Source organism: Roseivirga sp. (assembly GCF_034669765.1).
In the GTDB taxonomy this organism is placed as follows: domain Bacteria; phylum Bacteroidota; class Bacteroidia; order Cytophagales; family Cyclobacteriaceae; genus Roseivirga.
Map to the genome: position 1 here is coordinate 109,366 of NZ_JAXMOQ010000008.1, position 17,132 is coordinate 126,497.

The following is a 17,132-nucleotide window of genomic DNA, read 5'->3' on the forward strand; positions in this document are numbered from 1 at the left end:
ACCAAAAGCGGTGTTTCATTTTTTTTCTTAATGAGTAAATATGTAAAACAAAATATCCACCATCATGAAAAGAATTATACCACTATTCGTCATACTCCTTTTTGTAGGTTTAGGGAATTTAAACGCCCAAAACCTTGAAAAGCCAAGATCTGGAAACGAAATTCGTTTGAAAGATTACACCGTAACTGTAGCCCAAGGTGAAGAAATCGATCTTCAAATGTGGGTAGTAAAAGCGAAGAAATACAATCTCGTTGTAGAAGAGCCAAAAGCTTCAGGCAAGGAAGGCATCCACTTTACCTTCGAGAAAAAAACCGAAGTAGAAGATCCTTTGACATACGACATGAAAGTAAAAGTAGACGCATCGACTCCTGTAGGCGATTATCTTTGCATCTTGAAAGTGCCGGGCAAAGGAAGAAGCGCCATAACAGGATCAACCATTAAAATTAAAGTCGTTCAAAACGACTAAAAAATCTGATTTCATCGAAGCCCTTTAGTTTACACTTAAGGGCTTTTCTTATATTGAGCCATGTCTAAAGGAAAGGTATATGGATTAAGAATTGCAATTGGGCTTTTGGTCTTTATGTTCTTCAAAATTACCTCCTACAAACTTTCTGAATGGGGCACATCCACCTTTGTATCTATGGCGAGTACCGTGCTTACGGTACTTATTGTTTTTGAGATTATTGGGTATACGGGAAAGTACCTAATTAAGCACTACAAGTGTAGCCTCACTTCCTATCGTACACTTGCAAAGTTTTATATTGGAAACTGTATTGTTACGGCCCCATTTGTTATTGGCGCTGCAGCCTTCCATACCGAAATTCTTATTCCCGCTTTTCCTTGCACCACTTGTACTGTCGAAATTTCATTGGCCACCACCATTGCGCAAGGCTTGGTGCTTTCTTGGTTAATCATTTCTGCAAAATCATTTATGATTTATGTAGAATACACCAAACGCTCGGAACATGAAAAAGACATTATTCAAAAAGAACTTGCGCTATCTAAATATGAAAGTCTGAAAGACCAGATAGAGCCACATTTCTTATTCAACAGCTTCAGCGTTTTGACAGCAGTAATTGAGGAGGACCCAAAATTGGCGGTGGATTTTGTATCCAGGCTTTCTAAAATTTACAGGTACCTCATGGAAAACACCTCGCAACTGGTGTTGCTCAGTACCGAACTGGAATATTTAGAACACTACGTATTCGTTTTGAAAACAAGGCACGGCCAAAGCATTATCGTCAATTATGATTTAGAAGCAGGAACTGCTCAAATTCCAATTCTCTCACTTCAAATGTTGGTGGAGAATGCGTTAAAGCATAATTACTTTTCGAAAGAAAACCCATTGACTATCAACATCTTCACAGAAGGAAAGGATTATTTAGTGGTGAGTAACAACCTGAACAGACGCCCTAACTTAGAAAAGACCACACATTTGGGTTTGGAAAACATTAATAAGCGCTACGAACTTTTGCTGAGCAAAAGCATTATCATTCAAGAAAACGCAGATAGCTTTACGGTGAAGCTTCCCTTGGTGTCTCAATTTAAAGCCGAACTATGAAACTGGTCATTATTGAAGACGAAGAACTTTCCGCCAAGCGCTTAGCGAAAATGATTACTGAAATCATTCCAAATGCACAGATTTTAGCCAAACTAGAATCTGTCAGTGAATCGCTGGTTTGGTTCAAAGAAAACCCTAAGCCCGACCTTATTTTTCTGGACATTCAACTGAATGACGGCAGCGGTTTCGATATTCTCAAAGCATTGAGCGACTACCCAAAAATCATCTTCACTACCGCCTATGAGCAGTATGCGCTGGACGCTTTTAAGCACAACAGTATTGATTATTTATTGAAACCGATTGATGCCAGTGAACTGAAAAGCACATTCGAAAAATTGGCAAACATCAAGGCAACGGAAACCACGCAATACCAAGAGAACATTGACAACCTAAAGTCTCAATTCCCTGCTGGCATTCGTGAAAGGTTTTTGGTAAAAATTGGCCCTCAGTTCAAAAGCATTGCTACAAACGACATCAAATACTTCTTCTACTCCGATGGCCTCACCTACCTTCAAACCGAAGAAAGTGCCTTGCCCATTGACTATACTTTAGATCAACTGAAAGACGAGTTAGACCCGAAGCTCTTCTTCAGAATCAACCGCCAATTCATCATCAAAATCTCCAGCATCAAGGAAATCCACAGCTATTTCAATAGCCGATTGCTGCTTACACTTTCTCCTACTTTTAAAGAAGAAGTGATTGTTAGCCGTGAAAGGGTGCTAAATTTTAAGATTTGGGCGGGAATGTAAGCCGCCTGTACCCTATTTTTGTCTATTAAAATTTTCATCCATTCAATTTCAAAATACTATATCTTTAGGCTATGGCTGATCAACACAAAGCATTACTCGAAGGAAACAAGCAGTTCATCCAGAACATTACCAAAGTTGATCCTGACTTCTTCTCAAAGTTATCGCATCAGCAAAAGCCAGAATTTCTTTGGATTGGTTGTTCCGATAGCCGAGTGCCCGCCACTGAAATTACCAATACTTCTCCGGGTTCAATTTTCGTAGGTAGAAACATTGCCAACGTAGTCGTTAATACCGACCTCAATTTGCTTAGCGTGGTCTATTATGCGGTCAAAGTACTGAAGGTAAAACACATCATCGTTTGTGGCCATTATGGTTGCGGAGGTGTAAAAGCCGCCATGTCCAATGAAAGTTTTGGCTTTTTAGACAACTGGTTACTGAACTTGAAGGACGTTTATAAAAATCACAGCAAAGAACTGAATGGCCTCGTAGATGAAGAGGATCGACTAGATCGCTTTGTAGAACTGAACGTCATTGAACAGGCGAAAAATTTGGCCAAAATATCCTTTGTACAAGAAGAATGGCGGCAAGGTGAATTTCCATTTATCCACAGCTGGGTCTACAGCTTAAAAGATGGCAATATCAAAGACTTGGAATGCTCCTTCAACTCAGCCGAAGCTGTCAATTCAATTTACGGATATACCCAAGAATAACTCCAATAGTTTTAGCCTTCCCCTAACGAAAAAGACCGCCTGGCAGCGGTCTTGATCTGTATTTTTACAAATACCCCCAAAAAACAAAAGCGGGGGACGAAGATTCGCCCCCACTTGCCATGAAAAAGCCGTGGCCTTTTCACAACATCAAGTTACTGTTCAAGTCTTTGCTCTTCATTTATTGGCCCAAGCTATAAACAAAAAACGCTGTCTTCTTCAGCTTCGTCCGTTGCCCGCACATAGTGCTAAGACAGTTTAACGCAGCTTTGCAGTCTTTTTATAAGGTTCAGTCTAAGAAAGAACCAAGCCGAAAAGATAAGGGTGAACCCTGTACCTTTTCCAATTTCTGCTCACACACCCAAATGCGCTCGCTTCTGAATCGGACTTTGGTTTATGCTCACGCATTTTCCATCAGTTAAGCTGACTGTTTCAGATCATCTTTTTCAAGAATAATCCTTTCGCATACATTTTTCCGGGCTTCTCCCGAAGAGAGACTGAAAACGAGTTTCTGACTTTTATCCCTCACTTGATATAACTAAGATACTCTCCTTAACTTTACGCTCAAACTTTGTAACTAGTTAGTTTTCAACAACTTTCCCACCCAACTATCCACAGGGTTATACACCTAGTTATCCACGATTTTCAAGCCAAGTAACTGTAAGTCAGAAACTCACACTGAATAAGAGAACCCTCCAAAAGTTGAGGTTTCTGTGGTATCAGGAGTTATTGAATTCACCTGAAAAATGAATGAGAACTTTTGGAGGGTTTTTAAGAAAGGATAAGCGGATTTTTCAATCCCTTCTGAATGCTTTTTACTAAACTTGCACTTTAAACTTTTGAATACAGGAAAAATGAGTGAAAAGGACCCAAAAGAGTCGCTCAACTTTATTGAGCAAATGATTGAGAATGATTTGAAATCAGGAAAAAACTCATTCGTCCAGACGCGTTTCCCTCCTGAACCCAACGGTTACCTCCACATTGGTCACGCCAAGTCGATTGTATTGAATTTTGGCCTTGCCGAAAAATACAATGGCAGCTGTAACCTCCGGTTTGACGACACCAACCCTGAAAAGGAAAGTGAAGAATACGTCAACTCGATTAAAGAAGACATCAAATGGCTAGGCTATACCTGGTCGGACGAGGCGCGCTATACTTCGAATTACTTCGATACACTGTATGAGTATGCTGTCAAGCTGATTAAGAAAGGCAAAGCCTATATAGACGATCAGTCGGCTGAAGAAATTTCGGCTGGTAAAACCAACCCGACTATCCCGGGCATAAAAAGCCCATTCCGCGATCGTTCGGTAGAAGAAAATCTTGATTTGTTCGAACGAATGAAAAATGGCGAATTCGATGCGGGAAGCCATGTGCTTCGTGCTAAAATCGATATGGATTCGCCCAACATGCACATGCGTGACCCTATTATTTATAGAATCAAAAAAGTGACCCACCACAACACTGGTGACACTTGGTGCATTTACCCGAATTATGATTTCGCTCACGGCCAATCTGATTCAATTGAGCATGTTACATACAGTCTTTGTACCCTAGAGTTCAGAGATCACAAAGCGCTGTACGATTGGTTCATCAATGAATTAGAAATTTTCCCTTCTAACCAAACTGAGTTTGCAAGGTTGAACTTAAGCTACACCATCGTAAGCAAGCGTAAGCTTTTACAATTGGTGGAAGAAGGCCATGTTACTTCATGGGATGACCCGAGAATGCCGACCATTTCTGGTTTTAGAAGAAGAGGTTATACGCCTGATTCAATCAAAAATTTCGTGAAAAAAGTGGGCGTAGCCCGAAGAGATGGCATTACCGATGTCGCGCTTTTGGAACATAGCATTCGTGAGGATTTGAACAAAAAAGCCAACCGTGTTTTCGGAATTCAGAAGCCGCTAAAAATGGTGATTACCAACTGGCCAGCAGACAAAACGGAAATGATGCAAGCCATCAATAACCCTGAGGATGAAACTGCTGGAACACGTGAAATGCCATTTACGCGCGAAGTTTATATTGAAAGTAAAGACTTTATGGAGGAACCGCCTTCGCCTAAGAAATTCTTTGGCTTAGGTCCCGACAGAGAAGTGCGTTTGAAGTACGGTTACATTGTAAAATGCACAGGCTTAGAGAAAGATGCCGATGGTAACATTACGGAAATCCATTGTACTTACGATCCCGAAACCCGCAGCGGTAACGATACCAGCGGCAAGAAGGTAAAAGGAACTTTGGGCTGGGTTTCAGTGCCTCATGCTGTACCAGCGACCTTGCGTTTATACGATAGACTTTTCAGTACCGAAAACCTGAACAGCATTGACGATGATTTCTTGAATCACATCAATCCTGATTCGCTGACCGTAGTTGAAAATGCCATGCTAGAGCCTTCGATTAAAGACGCACAGGCAGGCGATATTTTCCAGTTCGAAAGACAAGGTTACTTTGTGGTAGACAGAGATTCCACTCCAGAGAAGAAGGTGTTTAACAGAACGATTACGCTGAGGGATAATTGGGCTAAATAGACTGTTAGATAATAGAAATTAGACTTTAGACTTTAGACTTTAGATTGTCATTTGAGATAAAAAATTGAACCCTAACCCAGAATGGTCGGGGTTTCTTTTTTGATTAAAGTCTAATTGGTCATAAGGAGTAACTTCATGAAAAAATAAGGGCGTAGATTCCGTCAGGTGTTTTAGAAGCGCTACACAAAGTGTTTTCTAAACTCCAAACTGAGTCGCTCCATATTTCGGTATAATATGTTCTAATGATTATCTACAAAAATAAAACATGGAGATGCCTCTACATTCTAGCTGGAATGATCATTTGCTTAACCTCTTTGAAATCACAGAGTAAAGCTATTAGTGGTGACACTATATTTTGGCAGGAACTGAATCGACCTTTGGTTGATAAATTTGATTTGTCGCATTTCCCAACCTCAAATCATGAATTTAGTTTTAGGTTTTGGAATCACAGTCAAGTGATCGAAATCATCAAAAACGGAAAAGAAATTACAGCAAGCATCACCAACTACATTTTTCAGCTTTCCAAAAATCAGGAAGAAAACAAGAAAACCTTATTCCAAAAAACCACCCTTCCCCAAGAGTTTGCCAATCAGCTTTTTACAGCCATTCAAAATTCGAATATCCTTGCGCTACCCTCTGACGATGAAATTGAAGGTTGGTCACAAGGATTTGATGGAACCACCTACATTATTGAACATGCCGACCCGGGCAACTACTCTTACAAAACTTATTGGACCCCTACAGCTCAGGACTCATTAGCAGAAGCATTGAAACTAATAGATTTCATTCAAACGCTAGACGATGTGCTCAATTTAAAAGATAGCTATAATGAGTTCATAAAAACGATACCTCAAAAAGGTTGCTATATGACAAGCGGAAGTACAGTTATGTGTTACATCTCCAACACTTTTGGACTAGGGTATCATGGGTCGACAAGACTTCCATTGGGTTACTCCGCCAATATTTATTTATCAAGAATAGGTAATTGGCACCCTAATTTAGGATTTGGCATACAACACCAACTGAATAAACATGGAGACTATGACTTTTCTGCACAAGTGAGTACAAATAAAGTGCTCATGAAAAAGGATAATGGACTTAGAGATTTTATTTCCTACAATTTCAGAAAGAGAAACCTATCCTTTGTTGATACTGAAAATCAATTTGTGAGCCAAAAAGTTTATTACGGCTTTGCACTCAAAAAAAACTTAAATATCGCACTAGGAATAGACAATCTGAAGGATATAGAAAGAGAAACAGGCGCTATACTTTATGTATCTAAATGGATGGATCAGGCTAAAATCAACATTTCAGGAATCTCTTCACTATTTCAAGATAGGGTCGACTTCAAAGTTGGTGGAACCAAATCGATTTACCCGAGTTCAGCCTTTGTTCAGAGCCTTTCCTTAGGCTTATACTTAGAGAAATTTAAAAATTATACCGACTTAAACTTCACTGTAACGATTGGTTTATAATTTTGAAATTCAGCATTTTGTTAGTTATGTTAACCGCCATTAAATATGGTAATTGAACTTTCTTTCAAGAATTTACTGCAATCAACCAAACATCAACATCATGGCCTTGTTTCGTAAGAATATTTTTGAATTAACACCAAACGATATCGCTTTGATCGGTTTGCCTTTTGATCAAAACTCATCCTTTTTGCAAGGCCCGGCCAAAGCGCCTGAGCTAATCATTCAGGCTTTAGAATCCGATTCGGCCAATTACTTTACCGAAAACCTGACCGACCTTAACGAGCATCCAAAACTGGCTTGGTGCGGCAATGCTGAACTGAGCCAATACACAGACATTGAGCAGCGCATTGATGAAGTACTCGCACAAGGCGCCCTCCCCTTTTCTTTGGGTGGCGATCACTCTGTCACTTTTCCCGTGGTGAAAGCCTTGGCCAAGAAGCATCCCAAACTCAGCATTCTTCATTTCGATGCCCATGCCGATTTATATGACGAACTGGACGGCAACCGATATTCACACGCTTGCCCTTTTGCTAGAATTATGGAAGGCGGTTTTGCCCAGCACCTGACCCAAGTGGGTATTCGTACTTTAAACACACATCAAAAGGCCCAAGCAGAGAGGTTCAATGTGCATATGATCCAGATGAAGGATTGGAAAGCCGATATGAAGTTTGAGATGGAAGGGCCCGTTTACCTTTCCTTTGATATGGATGTGCTCGATCCTGCTTTTGCGCCCGGGGTATCGCATCACGAACCGGGAGGCTTTTCTACCCGCGAAGTACTGACCATGATTCAAAACCTCAACCTCGATATTGTGGGCTGCGATGTAGTAGAATACAACCCCAACCGAGACCTCAATGGCGCTACCGCCATGGTAGCGGCTAAGGTGGTGAAGGAGATTTTAACCAAATTGTTAAACTGAAGGTAATTCTTCAATAAGAATCTGTTGGATCTATATCTCAAATAGTTAATCCACGGCTCACTACATGATATAATAAATGAATAGTTGTAATATATAACACATTTAAGCACCTTTAATGGATGTAAATTAACTACAACTAAACCCGTTATCAATAATGAATCATTTCGGTGGCAATTGGACAGAAGCGAAAATTGAAATTCTCGTTGAGTACGCAAGAGCTTACTTACAGATTATGAATAAATTTGCTGACCGATATAATTGGAAGCTCATTTACTTTGACGGTTTCGCGGGAAGTGGTTATATTAAAAAGGGGAATAAGGAAAATGAGAAAATCATTATTGGTGCTGCAAAGAGGATTCTCGAAATTGCCGAGCCACGATCTTTTGATAATTACTATTTCGTAGAAAAGGAACAAAATAATGCTTTAGGACTTAAAGAGCTAACAGCAGGTATTACAGATAAAACTATTCAAATTATCACTGAAGACTGTAATACAAAGATCGTCTCATTGGGACATTTCCTAAAAACGGCACGAGGGAAAAATTATAAAGTCTTAGCATATATTGACCCTTGCGGAATGCAGCTAAAGTGGGATGCATTAGTATCGTTAAAAGAGTCAAAAGTTGATGCGTGGATATTAGTGCCAACAGGAATGGGGGTCAACAGATTGCTGCAAAATGATGGAAGAATTTCAAAGGCTTGGATTCAAAAGTTAGAAACATTCTTAGGGATGAAGGAGAGCGAAATAGTTTCTTACTTTTACAATGAACAAAAGGTTTTGACTTTATTCGGGGAAGAATCAGTTATGATTAAGGAGAAAGATGCAATCAAAAAATCTGCAGAACTCTACCAAGCTAGATTGAACAGTCTTTTTGATTTCGTGTCCAAACCGTATGTGCTAAAAAACAAATCAAACTCGACTATGTTCCATTTTTACATGGTGACGAATAATAAGAATGCTGTTAAAATCGCAAACGAGATAATCAAAAAATATAACTCTAAAGGATAATGGCTCAATCAAGTATTGAATGGACTGAAATGACATGGAATCCAACCACTGGGTGTACGAAAGTATCTCAGGGCTGCAAATTTTGCTATGCTGAAATAATGTCTAAAAGGCTAAAATCTATGGGGCTTGAAAAGTATAAAGATGAATTTAAAGTCCGAACTCATGAAGACTCTTTAACAACACCCTACACATGGAGAAAATCGAAGGTTGTTTTTGTAAACTCTATGAGTGATTTGTTTCATGAGGAAGTCCCTATCGAATTTATTAAAAAGGTTTTTAAAGTAATGAATGACAATCCTCAGCATGTCTTTCAAGTTTTAACCAAAAGAGCCGAACGCCTTTCACAAATTCATCAAGACCTTAAGTGGTCACACAATATATGGATGGGTGTATCAGTTGAGGATGATAAGGTCTTAGGGCGAATCGATTTTCTCAGAAGCACTAATTCAAGGGTGAAATTTCTATCTCTGGAGCCATTAATAGGGCCTTTGCCTGAAATGAACTTGGATAAAATTGATTGGGTAATTGTAGGCGGTGAAAGTGGTCATAATCCAAGGGAGATGAACCCACAATGGGTCTTAAACATCCAAAAGCAATGTGAGACTAAAGATGTGGCATTCTTTTTCAAACAATGGGGAGGTAAAAACAAGAAGAAAAGTGGACGGGTGTTAAACGGCCGTACTTATGATGAGATGCCTGAAATTGATTTACAGCAGAGTGTTTAAGACGTTCTATGATCTCAATAAGCATAGACTAAGATAGTAACTCCTTCCAATGAACCTCCACACCACCCTCCCAAAATCCCTTACTCCCTATTTCCAAGCCGAATTAGAGGACTATGCTATTGCCTATAAAGCTAATGATTTGGCCAAGGCTTGGGTGCATTTGGAACGGGCGCATATTATTGGGCAGCGCTATCCTTTTGCGCATACTTTCGTGCATTGGAAAATGCTTCAGTTTGGGTTTCGGATTAAAAGTGGAAAAGAAGTGATTGGGCAAATTCCTCGTTTGTTGGTGGGAGGCATAAAGTCATTTGTGGGTAAAGTACCTGTGGGCAATCCCGGTGGAGCTAATGTACCGCCCATGAAACCCTTCCCCATAGAAAAGGACATTCAAGCTATTTTTGTGAAGGCTGGCATTGAAACGGCATAAACAGCAATGACTACACAACTCGAAATAAAGGACAAGACTGCGCCCATCGACAGCATTAAGATTTCTCCTTTTAGGAAGAACACACGCAAAACCACCCCACACAAACACAACAGTTATTTCGAGATTATCTTCCTTACAGAAGGTTCAGGTACGCACACTACGGACACGCAAAAATTCGACATTGTTCCGCCCATTGTTTTTACGGTGCGCAAAGAGCAAATTCACTTTTGGAATATTGAAACGGAACCCTCAGGTTATGTGCTGATCATCAAAAAACAGTACATCGATGACTGCTTGGACAAGGACATCAAACAGCTGTTGGCCAAATTGAGCGCCTATCCTTGCCTTTATCCCAATGCTCAATCGTTGGAGCCGCTCTTCGAAATTCTCAATCAGGAATACCATGAAAACGGCTACAGCCAAAAACCCGTAGTGGACGGATTGCTCAAAGCCATTTTGGGTAAACTGCTATTGTCAGCCAAAGCAGAAAAAGCCAGTGAAAGCAATAAGATCAACGACTTCCAACATTTTAAAGAGTTGCTCAACCAAGAAAATCAGTTAACGAATAAGGTGGCGCATTATGCAAAACTCTTGTATACCACACCTCAGAACCTGAACGCCATTTGCAGGAAAGAAGCCAATCAATCGGCTACTGAAATTATTTCGGAACACATTATTAGCGAGGCCAAACGCCTATTACTCTATACGGACCTTACCGTAAATGAAATTTCACACAAACTCGATTTCAAAGACAATTCACACTTCACCAAATACTTTAAAAGGCATACTGAAATAACGCCCAATGCTTTCCGTAAGGAATTGCTTTAAAGACCACACCCTTTTCAAATAGACCATTTTATTAATCATACCTTGTATATTTTTGTGCGAGAAATCTATCTTTGGTTTAGATTAAATGAAGCAATGAATAAGGAATTAAAAGAAGTCGCCAAGCTGTTTTTCAAATTGGGCAGCATTGCCTTTGGAGGTCCCGCAGCCCACATCGCTATGATGGAAGATGAAGTGGTGAAGAAGCGGAAATGGATGACACCTCAGCATTTTCTGGATTTGGTGGGTGCCACTAACCTTATTCCTGGCCCCAATTCCACAGAAATGACCATGCACTGCGGACATGAACGCGCAGGCTGGAAAGGTTTGATTGTAGCTGGTGCTTGTTTCGTTTTTCCTGCCGTTGCCATCACCATGCTATTTGCTTGGCTCTACCAGCAATATGGCCAACTGCCTTCCGTAGAACCATTCATTTACGGCATTAAACCAGCGGTAATTGCCATCATTATTTCGGCCGTTTATCGTCTTGGAAAAAAAGCGCTCAAAAATGTAGAAATCGGAATTCTGGGGGCGCTTACCTTGGCCGCTAGTTTACTGGGCATGAACGAAATCATCGCACTGTTTGCTTGTGGTGCTTTAGGCTTGATCATTCACCTGATTCGGAATTCAAAAAGTACCCTGAACAGTTTCTCTCCTATCGCTTTGGTGCAAATCACTGCCACCTTAGGCTCAATGAAAATCTTCTGGACTTTCTTTAAAGTGAGCGCATTGCTTTATGGAGGCGGTTATGTATTGTTTGCTTTTTTAGATGCCGAACTCGTCACCACTGGCTTACTCACAAGACAACAGTTGATTGATGCGGTAGCGGTGGGTCAATTCACGCCAGGGCCAGTGCTTTCTACTGCCACCTTTATTGGTTGGCAACTGGGCGGCTTTTGGGGTGCTATTGCCGCCACTGTAGGTATATTCATGCCCTCTTTCATCTTTGTAGCTATCCTGAACCCTCTGGTTCCGAAAATGCGAAAATCGAAAGTGATTGCTGCTTTCTTAGATGCGGTGAACATTGCTGCAGTAGCCGTGATTGTCGCGGTTTGTATCGAAATGGGCAAAGACACCATCGTGAACTGGGAAACCATCGTGATTGCCGTGGCGAGTTTAATCACCGTATTCGTTTTCAAAAAACTGAACAGTGCATTTATCGTGGTTGGTGGGTCGCTGCTCGGTTATTTGTTGACTTTGGTTTAGAAACCTTCCTTCTAAAAAGGATAAGACGTAGCTTTAGCTTCTCGTTTTCCAAACTTATGTAGCTATGAGAAGTATTATCATTCTTGGCAGTTCTAGAAATGATGGAGATACCTCCAACATGATAAACCTACTCAAAGAAAAGTCTGATTGGGACTTAATCGATCTGAATGATTATGATTTTAGCTACTATGACTACGCGCATAAAAATGCAGGAGACGATTTCCTGCCCCTCATGCGAAACATCATCGAGAACTATGACACTTTGGTTTTTGCTACTCCAGTGTATTGGTACAGCATGAGCGGCATCATGAAAGTATTTTTCGATCGCATTGCCGACCTACTTGAAATTGAAAAGGATTTGGGCAGAAAGCTAAGGGGTAAAAACATGGCAACCATAAGCTGCTCTATTGGGAATAATTTAGGTGATCAATTCTGGTTACCCTTTTCAGAAACTGCCAAATACTTGGGCATGAATTACCTTGGAGGAGTTCATGCGGTAATCAATGACAACACAAGTTTTGAAGCAGAAACGGACAAACTAGAACAGTTTATTGCGTTGATTAACACAGCAGAGAAATCCTCTCATTAACGAAACCCTCCAAAAGTTAAAACTCATAGTTCATCTGAGCCAATTAGCTCCTGATGGTATATTGACACCAACTTTTGGAGGGTTCTTAGCCTACCATTTCCTTTAATGTGGCAGTAAATACTTCAATTTCTTCTTCGGTATTATAGTAATGCACCGAGGCACGAACAATTTCTTTTAACTGTCGAGCCGTCATATCGAGATAGGTATTGGGTACGCCTGTCCATGAAACATTAATGCCTTGGCGGTGTAAATGGGACTTCACCTCTGCTGCTGATTTACCATCCACTGTAAACGACACAATCCCGCTTTTCACTTCGCCTATATCATGGACAGTCACACCCTTTACTTCGCTAATTTGCTTTCTTAATACCGAAGACAAATGCTGCACACGTTCCCAAATATTATTGATTCCTATCTCTAAAATGTAATCAGCAGCAGCCTTTAGCCCTAGGGTATTTGCTCGATTCCCTTCCCAATTTTCAAACTTTCTAGCGTCTTCCCGAATGGTGTAAGTGTCCGCGCCTGTCCATTCTGCGGAATGAAGATCAATAACAGCAGGCGTCAATTTTGGCAAACCCGACTTTCGAATATAGAGAAAACCAGTACCTCGTGGGCCTCGCATGTACTTTCTGCCTGTGGCTGAAAGCATATCGCAACTGATTTTCTCGACATCGAGCGGATATTGCCCTGCGGATTGACAGGCGTCCAATAAATAAAGCACTCCATATTTTCGGGTGATCTCCCCTACTCCTTCGGCATCAACAGTGAGGCCACCATTGGTAGGCATATGCGTGATGGAAACCAGTTTTACCGTATCATCCATCATGTTTTCTAGCGCTACTAAATCCAGTTCTCCCGAAGCCTTATTAGGAATGACTCTGATTTCTACCGCCACTTTTCTTTGAAGGTGCAAATACGAAAGGTAATTAGAAGCGTAATCGGCTTGAGTAGCGATGATCACATCGCCCTCCTTCCAGTCAATCGCCTGAAAGGCAGCATGCCAAGCGGCTGTAGCGTTCTCCACCAAAGCAATTTCTTTTTCCGAAGCATTGATCAGTTTGGCGATAGAAGTATAAGCTCCTGAGATCTGTTCAGCATACTTCTCGTTGGTTTCATAACCTCCGTAAGTCATCTCTTCCTCCAAGTAATTAATCACAGCATGACGTACTGCCTGAGGTGGAAGTGAGCTTCCTGCATTATTGAAGTGAATCACCTTATCGGTGCCTGGAGTTTCCTTTCGAAATCGTTGAATATCCTGTTCTGTAAGCATGCTTGAAATTATGAAATTTGGATGCAATGTTAAGCGCAAAAGCAATAAAAAAAACCCCGACAAATGTCGGGGCTTGGATAGAAAACACCTGTTTAATAATCACCTCAAACCATAACTAAATCAGGTTATCTTGAATTTCTTGTGCGGTTAATTACAGCTTCCAGTTCCTTGCAGGTCACCACGTCTTTTCCTCCTTTAAGTTCCTCCAGTAAAATTTCGGCTACTCGCTCTTCGCCCGATTCAAACTGATTTTCTGATTGAAGCGTGTTATTTCTATGCATGAATTTGAGATGATTAAGAAGTAGATTCTTACATTCATTTTCTACATAAAAAACTACTCCGCTGATGCTGATTTTGTGGTGACCGTCCATGGTGCCGAAGTATAATGTGGATTGAGAGAACATCTGGTTTTTATTTTTTCTACACTTCTCTTTTTCAGAAAAGTTACTGACTGCTGCTTTTTTCCTTTGCTATATAGATGCGCTTCGGAGCAAAAATGTTGCATGCCCTTGGTCTTTTTAACTGAAATTAACCGCAAAAGGTGAATTCATTAACAGTCGATAACATAAGGACTGGTTTCCAAGCCCTTCTTTTTTAAAAACCCGACTCTTTAAGATAAATATCGCTAGTCACTGTTTTTAGCTTTAGTGATTTGCCTCCGCTTTTATAAGTCGCCTTTACTTTATGGCTACTGATTTTCGGAAGTCCTTTCTCCTTTTCCATGTCTAAATCCATATTGGTATATATACCGCCATTAACCGTTTCAATACTTACCTCAGCACCAGCGCCCTTTGCCCAAAGTAAAATGATTTCGCCTGTTACGGTTTCTAAATCGAGGTTCCCCGAAAAGCCTTCTACAGCAACATCGGCTATAATGGTTTTGATCTTCACATCTGACTTACCAGGCATCATCACCTCCACCTTAATGTCAACGCAAACTCTATCGCTCTTGGAACCACGTCCTGACCAATAGTTACCACTCTTACTGTTACAGCAGCAGTCGCCAAGCTTTTCCAGTTTTTTGCTGTCCAATTCAACTTCAACGATCAATTTCCCATTGCGGTCATCCACCTTCCAGTCCATGACCTCGTTGTCCATGCCTTCGTTGATTTCATAGGTGATTTTCACTGAGATCTCATTCTTATCCCAAGATTTCAGGATTACTTCGGTGCCGAAGTTCAAATCAAGATCAAGCTTTTGACCAGTGTAGGCATAGCTTTTTTCAATAGTTTGGGCTTGGGCAAAGGTGAGCTGCGCGAAAAGACAAGCGATGAATGTAAAGAGTGTTTTCATGATTCCTTGATTTAGTTTTTACGCAAATACACGTGACCATACTGAGACTCCACCTTTAGGCGTTGGCCTCCACTTTTGATAGAAGCATGTGCTTTCATCCATTTACCAAGGCCTTCATCTCCATCAATCTTCACTTTGGTTTCTAGGTTGGAGAAGATTTGCCCCCATTGGGTGCGGGCCTCTAAATCCAGAGACTCAGTCTCATCTACTTTCACATCCACTCCGCCATAGCGGGCTTCTACATCCAGTTGTTTCGGGCTCTGCAATACTTCCACCAAACCATAGCGGGCATCGAGCACAACGGCCATACTGCGAGGGACAGTCACTTCTAACACAATGGAAATATTGATTCCGTTAGTGTAGCGACCGCTTTTCCCTGTGGTAATGGTGGTTCCATTTTTCGAGATGGTCACAGATCGACTTTCTCCGTCCTCATCTTTATCGGTGTATACCTGATAGTTTTTATAGTTGTCAATGTTTTTAATGTTCGACTCTATCATGAGTTTCCCTCCGCTGACCTTGCTAGAGAGTTCGAAATCGTCATCAAATTCTCCATTGTGGATTTCAACCTGACCTTTAATATTCACTTCGTTTTTATCCCACACTTTAATTTTGACCAATTCGGGATATTTGAAAAAGAGGTCGATGCTTTTGACTGCGCTGGCATCAAAGGTCTGATCGATTTGCTTTTGCGCAAAGGCACAAATCGAAAAGAGCATGAGCATCATTAGGATTAAAATTGGCTTTTTCATGTTGTTGTATTTTGAGTTTTGACCGTTTTGTGGATTCTATTCGAACCAAGATTCAATCTTGATGCTGCGTTTCTCTAAGACATAAGCCTCCCGTTTCAATCAAAATTGAATACTAATCAATTAGTAAAACGAAGGGAGAATTGTCTTAGACTTGGGTGTCTTTTTAGGGAAGTATGGCTACCTATTTTAGCCAGGTAGTTGAAAAAATGTCCGTGAAGTTTAGAGTTTAAACTTCACGGACATTTCGGGTTACTTCTTCCGAAGGTATACATTCTCGTAAGAGGCTTGAATGTCAAGTTTCACGCCTCCACCATTCAGGGTGCCTTCCACAGTTGAGCTTACTTTTCTCATACCGTCTGTTTTCGGGAATTCAATATTCAAATCTGAATAAGCTTCACCAAATGGAGTTTTCGCTGTAATATTGGCTTTAGCATTAGCTGGAAGTGTTACATCTACCTCTCCATATACCGATACTAACGAAGTAGGGCCAGCTTGACTGAGTGAAGAAAATTTAGCTTCTATTCCACCATACACTGTGTTCACCAAAGCTGGGCCAGTAATGTCTTCCAAATACACTCCGTTATTATTACCTGAAATCTCCAGTTCTCCGCTTACTCTGTATACTTCAATTTTGCTGCCTTCCCAGCTACCATTATGCTCAACTTTAACATTCATGGACTTGGGTACTTTAATGGTGTACTTGCCGTCTGCTCGTCTGGCCACTTGAACAATAGTGACTTGTCCCCCATCTGTTTTCACACTCAAGCCAATTCCAGTATTATCTTCTCCCCTTGCGCTTAGCGACTTAAGACCTTCTGCTCTTTCAGACCGTTCTTGGTCCTTATTGCCTGAAGTAATTTGAATTTCAGTACCATCATAAGCTTCTACACTTACCCGGTTTACTTCTTTAATTACTACTTTCTTTTGACCTGATACTGCTACTTTAAAATCCTGTCCTTGTACCGTATAGGCCACTAAAAAGAGCGCTATCGCTAATAAATTCATTGTTAACTTTTTCATCATTAATTTTTTTATGTTTCAGATATTTTGAGTTTCACCTTTTAAGGAAGGCTAATCCTGACCAATTCAATCGATTAAATATT

At 40.7% G+C, this 17,132-nt stretch carries 18 protein-coding genes; 13 read left to right on the forward strand and 5 right to left on the reverse strand.

The features are described 5' to 3' along the window. The first annotated feature begins 64 nt into the window (after positions 1 to 64). From VOI17_RS15685 to VOI17_RS15745, 13 genes are all read left to right on the forward strand, one after another. The gene (locus VOI17_RS15685) at positions 65 to 466 is read left to right on the forward strand and encodes a hypothetical protein (RefSeq protein ID WP_323758175.1); all 402 of its coding nucleotides are present in this window, start codon (positions 65 to 67) and stop codon (positions 464 to 466) included. Positions 467 to 526: 60 nt separating this feature from the next. Then, the gene (locus VOI17_RS15690) at positions 527 to 1,561 is read left to right on the forward strand and encodes a sensor histidine kinase (protein ID WP_323758176.1); all 1,035 of its coding nucleotides are present in this window, start codon (positions 527 to 529) and stop codon (positions 1,559 to 1,561) included. Continuing rightward, positions 1,558 to 2,310 carry a response regulator transcription factor gene (locus VOI17_RS15695; protein ID WP_323758177.1) on the forward strand — a complete coding sequence of 251 codons (753 nt, stop codon included), beginning with the start codon at positions 1,558 to 1,560 and terminating at the stop codon, positions 2,308 to 2,310. The genes VOI17_RS15690 and VOI17_RS15695 overlap by 4 nt, the downstream gene beginning before the upstream one ends. Before the next feature lie 71 nt (positions 2,311 to 2,381). After that, complete coding sequence (locus tag VOI17_RS15700) at positions 2,382 to 3,020, forward strand: carbonic anhydrase (RefSeq protein WP_323758178.1); 639 nt, start codon at positions 2,382 to 2,384, stop codon at positions 3,018 to 3,020. An 851-nt stretch (positions 3,021 to 3,871) separates the two neighbouring features. Beyond that, the gene (locus VOI17_RS15705) at positions 3,872 to 5,539 is read left to right on the forward strand and encodes a glutamine--tRNA ligase/YqeY domain fusion protein (protein WP_323758179.1); all 1,668 of its coding nucleotides are present in this window, start codon (positions 3,872 to 3,874) and stop codon (positions 5,537 to 5,539) included. Positions 5,540 to 5,781: 242 nt separating this feature from the next. Beyond that, complete coding sequence (locus tag VOI17_RS15710) at positions 5,782 to 7,014, forward strand: hypothetical protein (RefSeq protein WP_323758180.1); 1,233 nt, start codon at positions 5,782 to 5,784, stop codon at positions 7,012 to 7,014. Positions 7,015 to 7,114: 100 nt separating this feature from the next. Next, the gene (speB, locus tag VOI17_RS15715; protein ID WP_323758181.1) at positions 7,115 to 7,933 is read left to right on the forward strand and encodes an agmatinase; all 819 of its coding nucleotides are present in this window, start codon (positions 7,115 to 7,117) and stop codon (positions 7,931 to 7,933) included. A 154-nt stretch (positions 7,934 to 8,087) separates the two neighbouring features. Beyond that, positions 8,088 to 8,942 carry a three-Cys-motif partner protein TcmP gene (gene tcmP, locus VOI17_RS15720; protein WP_323758182.1) on the forward strand — a complete coding sequence of 285 codons (855 nt, stop codon included), beginning with the start codon at positions 8,088 to 8,090 and terminating at the stop codon, positions 8,940 to 8,942. After that, entirely contained in the window at positions 8,942 to 9,667 is a 726-nt protein-coding gene (locus VOI17_RS15725) for a phage Gp37/Gp68 family protein (protein ID WP_323758183.1), read from the forward strand. The genes tcmP and VOI17_RS15725 overlap by 1 nt, the downstream gene beginning before the upstream one ends. Before the next feature lie 49 nt (positions 9,668 to 9,716). Further along, positions 9,717 to 10,094, forward strand: a complete 378-nt coding sequence (locus tag VOI17_RS15730; protein WP_323758184.1) for a DUF3703 domain-containing protein — start codon at positions 9,717 to 9,719, stop codon at positions 10,092 to 10,094. Between the two features lie 6 nt (positions 10,095 to 10,100). Continuing rightward, positions 10,101 to 10,922, forward strand: coding sequence for an AraC family transcriptional regulator (locus tag VOI17_RS15735; RefSeq protein ID WP_323758185.1), 822 nt, complete (start codon positions 10,101 to 10,103; stop codon positions 10,920 to 10,922). A 93-nt stretch (positions 10,923 to 11,015) separates the two neighbouring features. Continuing rightward, positions 11,016 to 12,125: a chromate efflux transporter gene (gene chrA / locus VOI17_RS15740; protein ID WP_323758186.1), complete on the forward strand. Its 1,110-nt coding sequence runs from the start codon at positions 11,016 to 11,018 to the stop codon at positions 12,123 to 12,125. A 64-nt stretch (positions 12,126 to 12,189) separates the two neighbouring features. Continuing rightward, positions 12,190 to 12,714, forward strand: coding sequence for an NAD(P)H-dependent oxidoreductase (locus VOI17_RS15745; protein ID WP_323758187.1), 525 nt, complete (start codon positions 12,190 to 12,192; stop codon positions 12,712 to 12,714). An 85-nt stretch (positions 12,715 to 12,799) separates the two neighbouring features. Here the strand turns inward: VOI17_RS15745 and VOI17_RS15750 are convergent, their stop codons facing one another. The 5 genes from VOI17_RS15750 to VOI17_RS15770 all read right to left on the reverse strand — a co-directional run bounded on the left by VOI17_RS15750 (position 12,800) and on the right by VOI17_RS15770 (position 17,049). Further along, a complete protein-coding gene (locus VOI17_RS15750) occupies positions 12,800 to 13,984 on the reverse strand; it encodes an aminotransferase class V-fold PLP-dependent enzyme (protein WP_323758188.1) in 1,185 nt (394 codons plus the stop codon). Between the two features lie 125 nt (positions 13,985 to 14,109). Then, positions 14,110 to 14,388: a hypothetical protein gene (locus tag VOI17_RS15755; protein WP_068418441.1), complete on the reverse strand. Its 279-nt coding sequence runs from the start codon at positions 14,386 to 14,388 to the stop codon at positions 14,110 to 14,112. Between the two features lie 190 nt (positions 14,389 to 14,578). Next, entirely contained in the window at positions 14,579 to 15,277 is a 699-nt protein-coding gene (locus tag VOI17_RS15760; RefSeq protein WP_323758189.1) for a hypothetical protein, read from the reverse strand. Between the two features lie 11 nt (positions 15,278 to 15,288). Further along, positions 15,289 to 16,029, reverse strand: a complete 741-nt coding sequence (locus VOI17_RS15765) for a hypothetical protein (RefSeq protein ID WP_323758190.1) — start codon at positions 16,027 to 16,029, stop codon at positions 15,289 to 15,291. 249 nt (positions 16,030 to 16,278) lie between these two features. Continuing rightward, positions 16,279 to 17,049: a hypothetical protein gene (locus tag VOI17_RS15770; protein ID WP_323758191.1), complete on the reverse strand. Its 771-nt coding sequence runs from the start codon at positions 17,047 to 17,049 to the stop codon at positions 16,279 to 16,281. Positions 17,050 to 17,132: the final 83 nt, after the last annotated feature.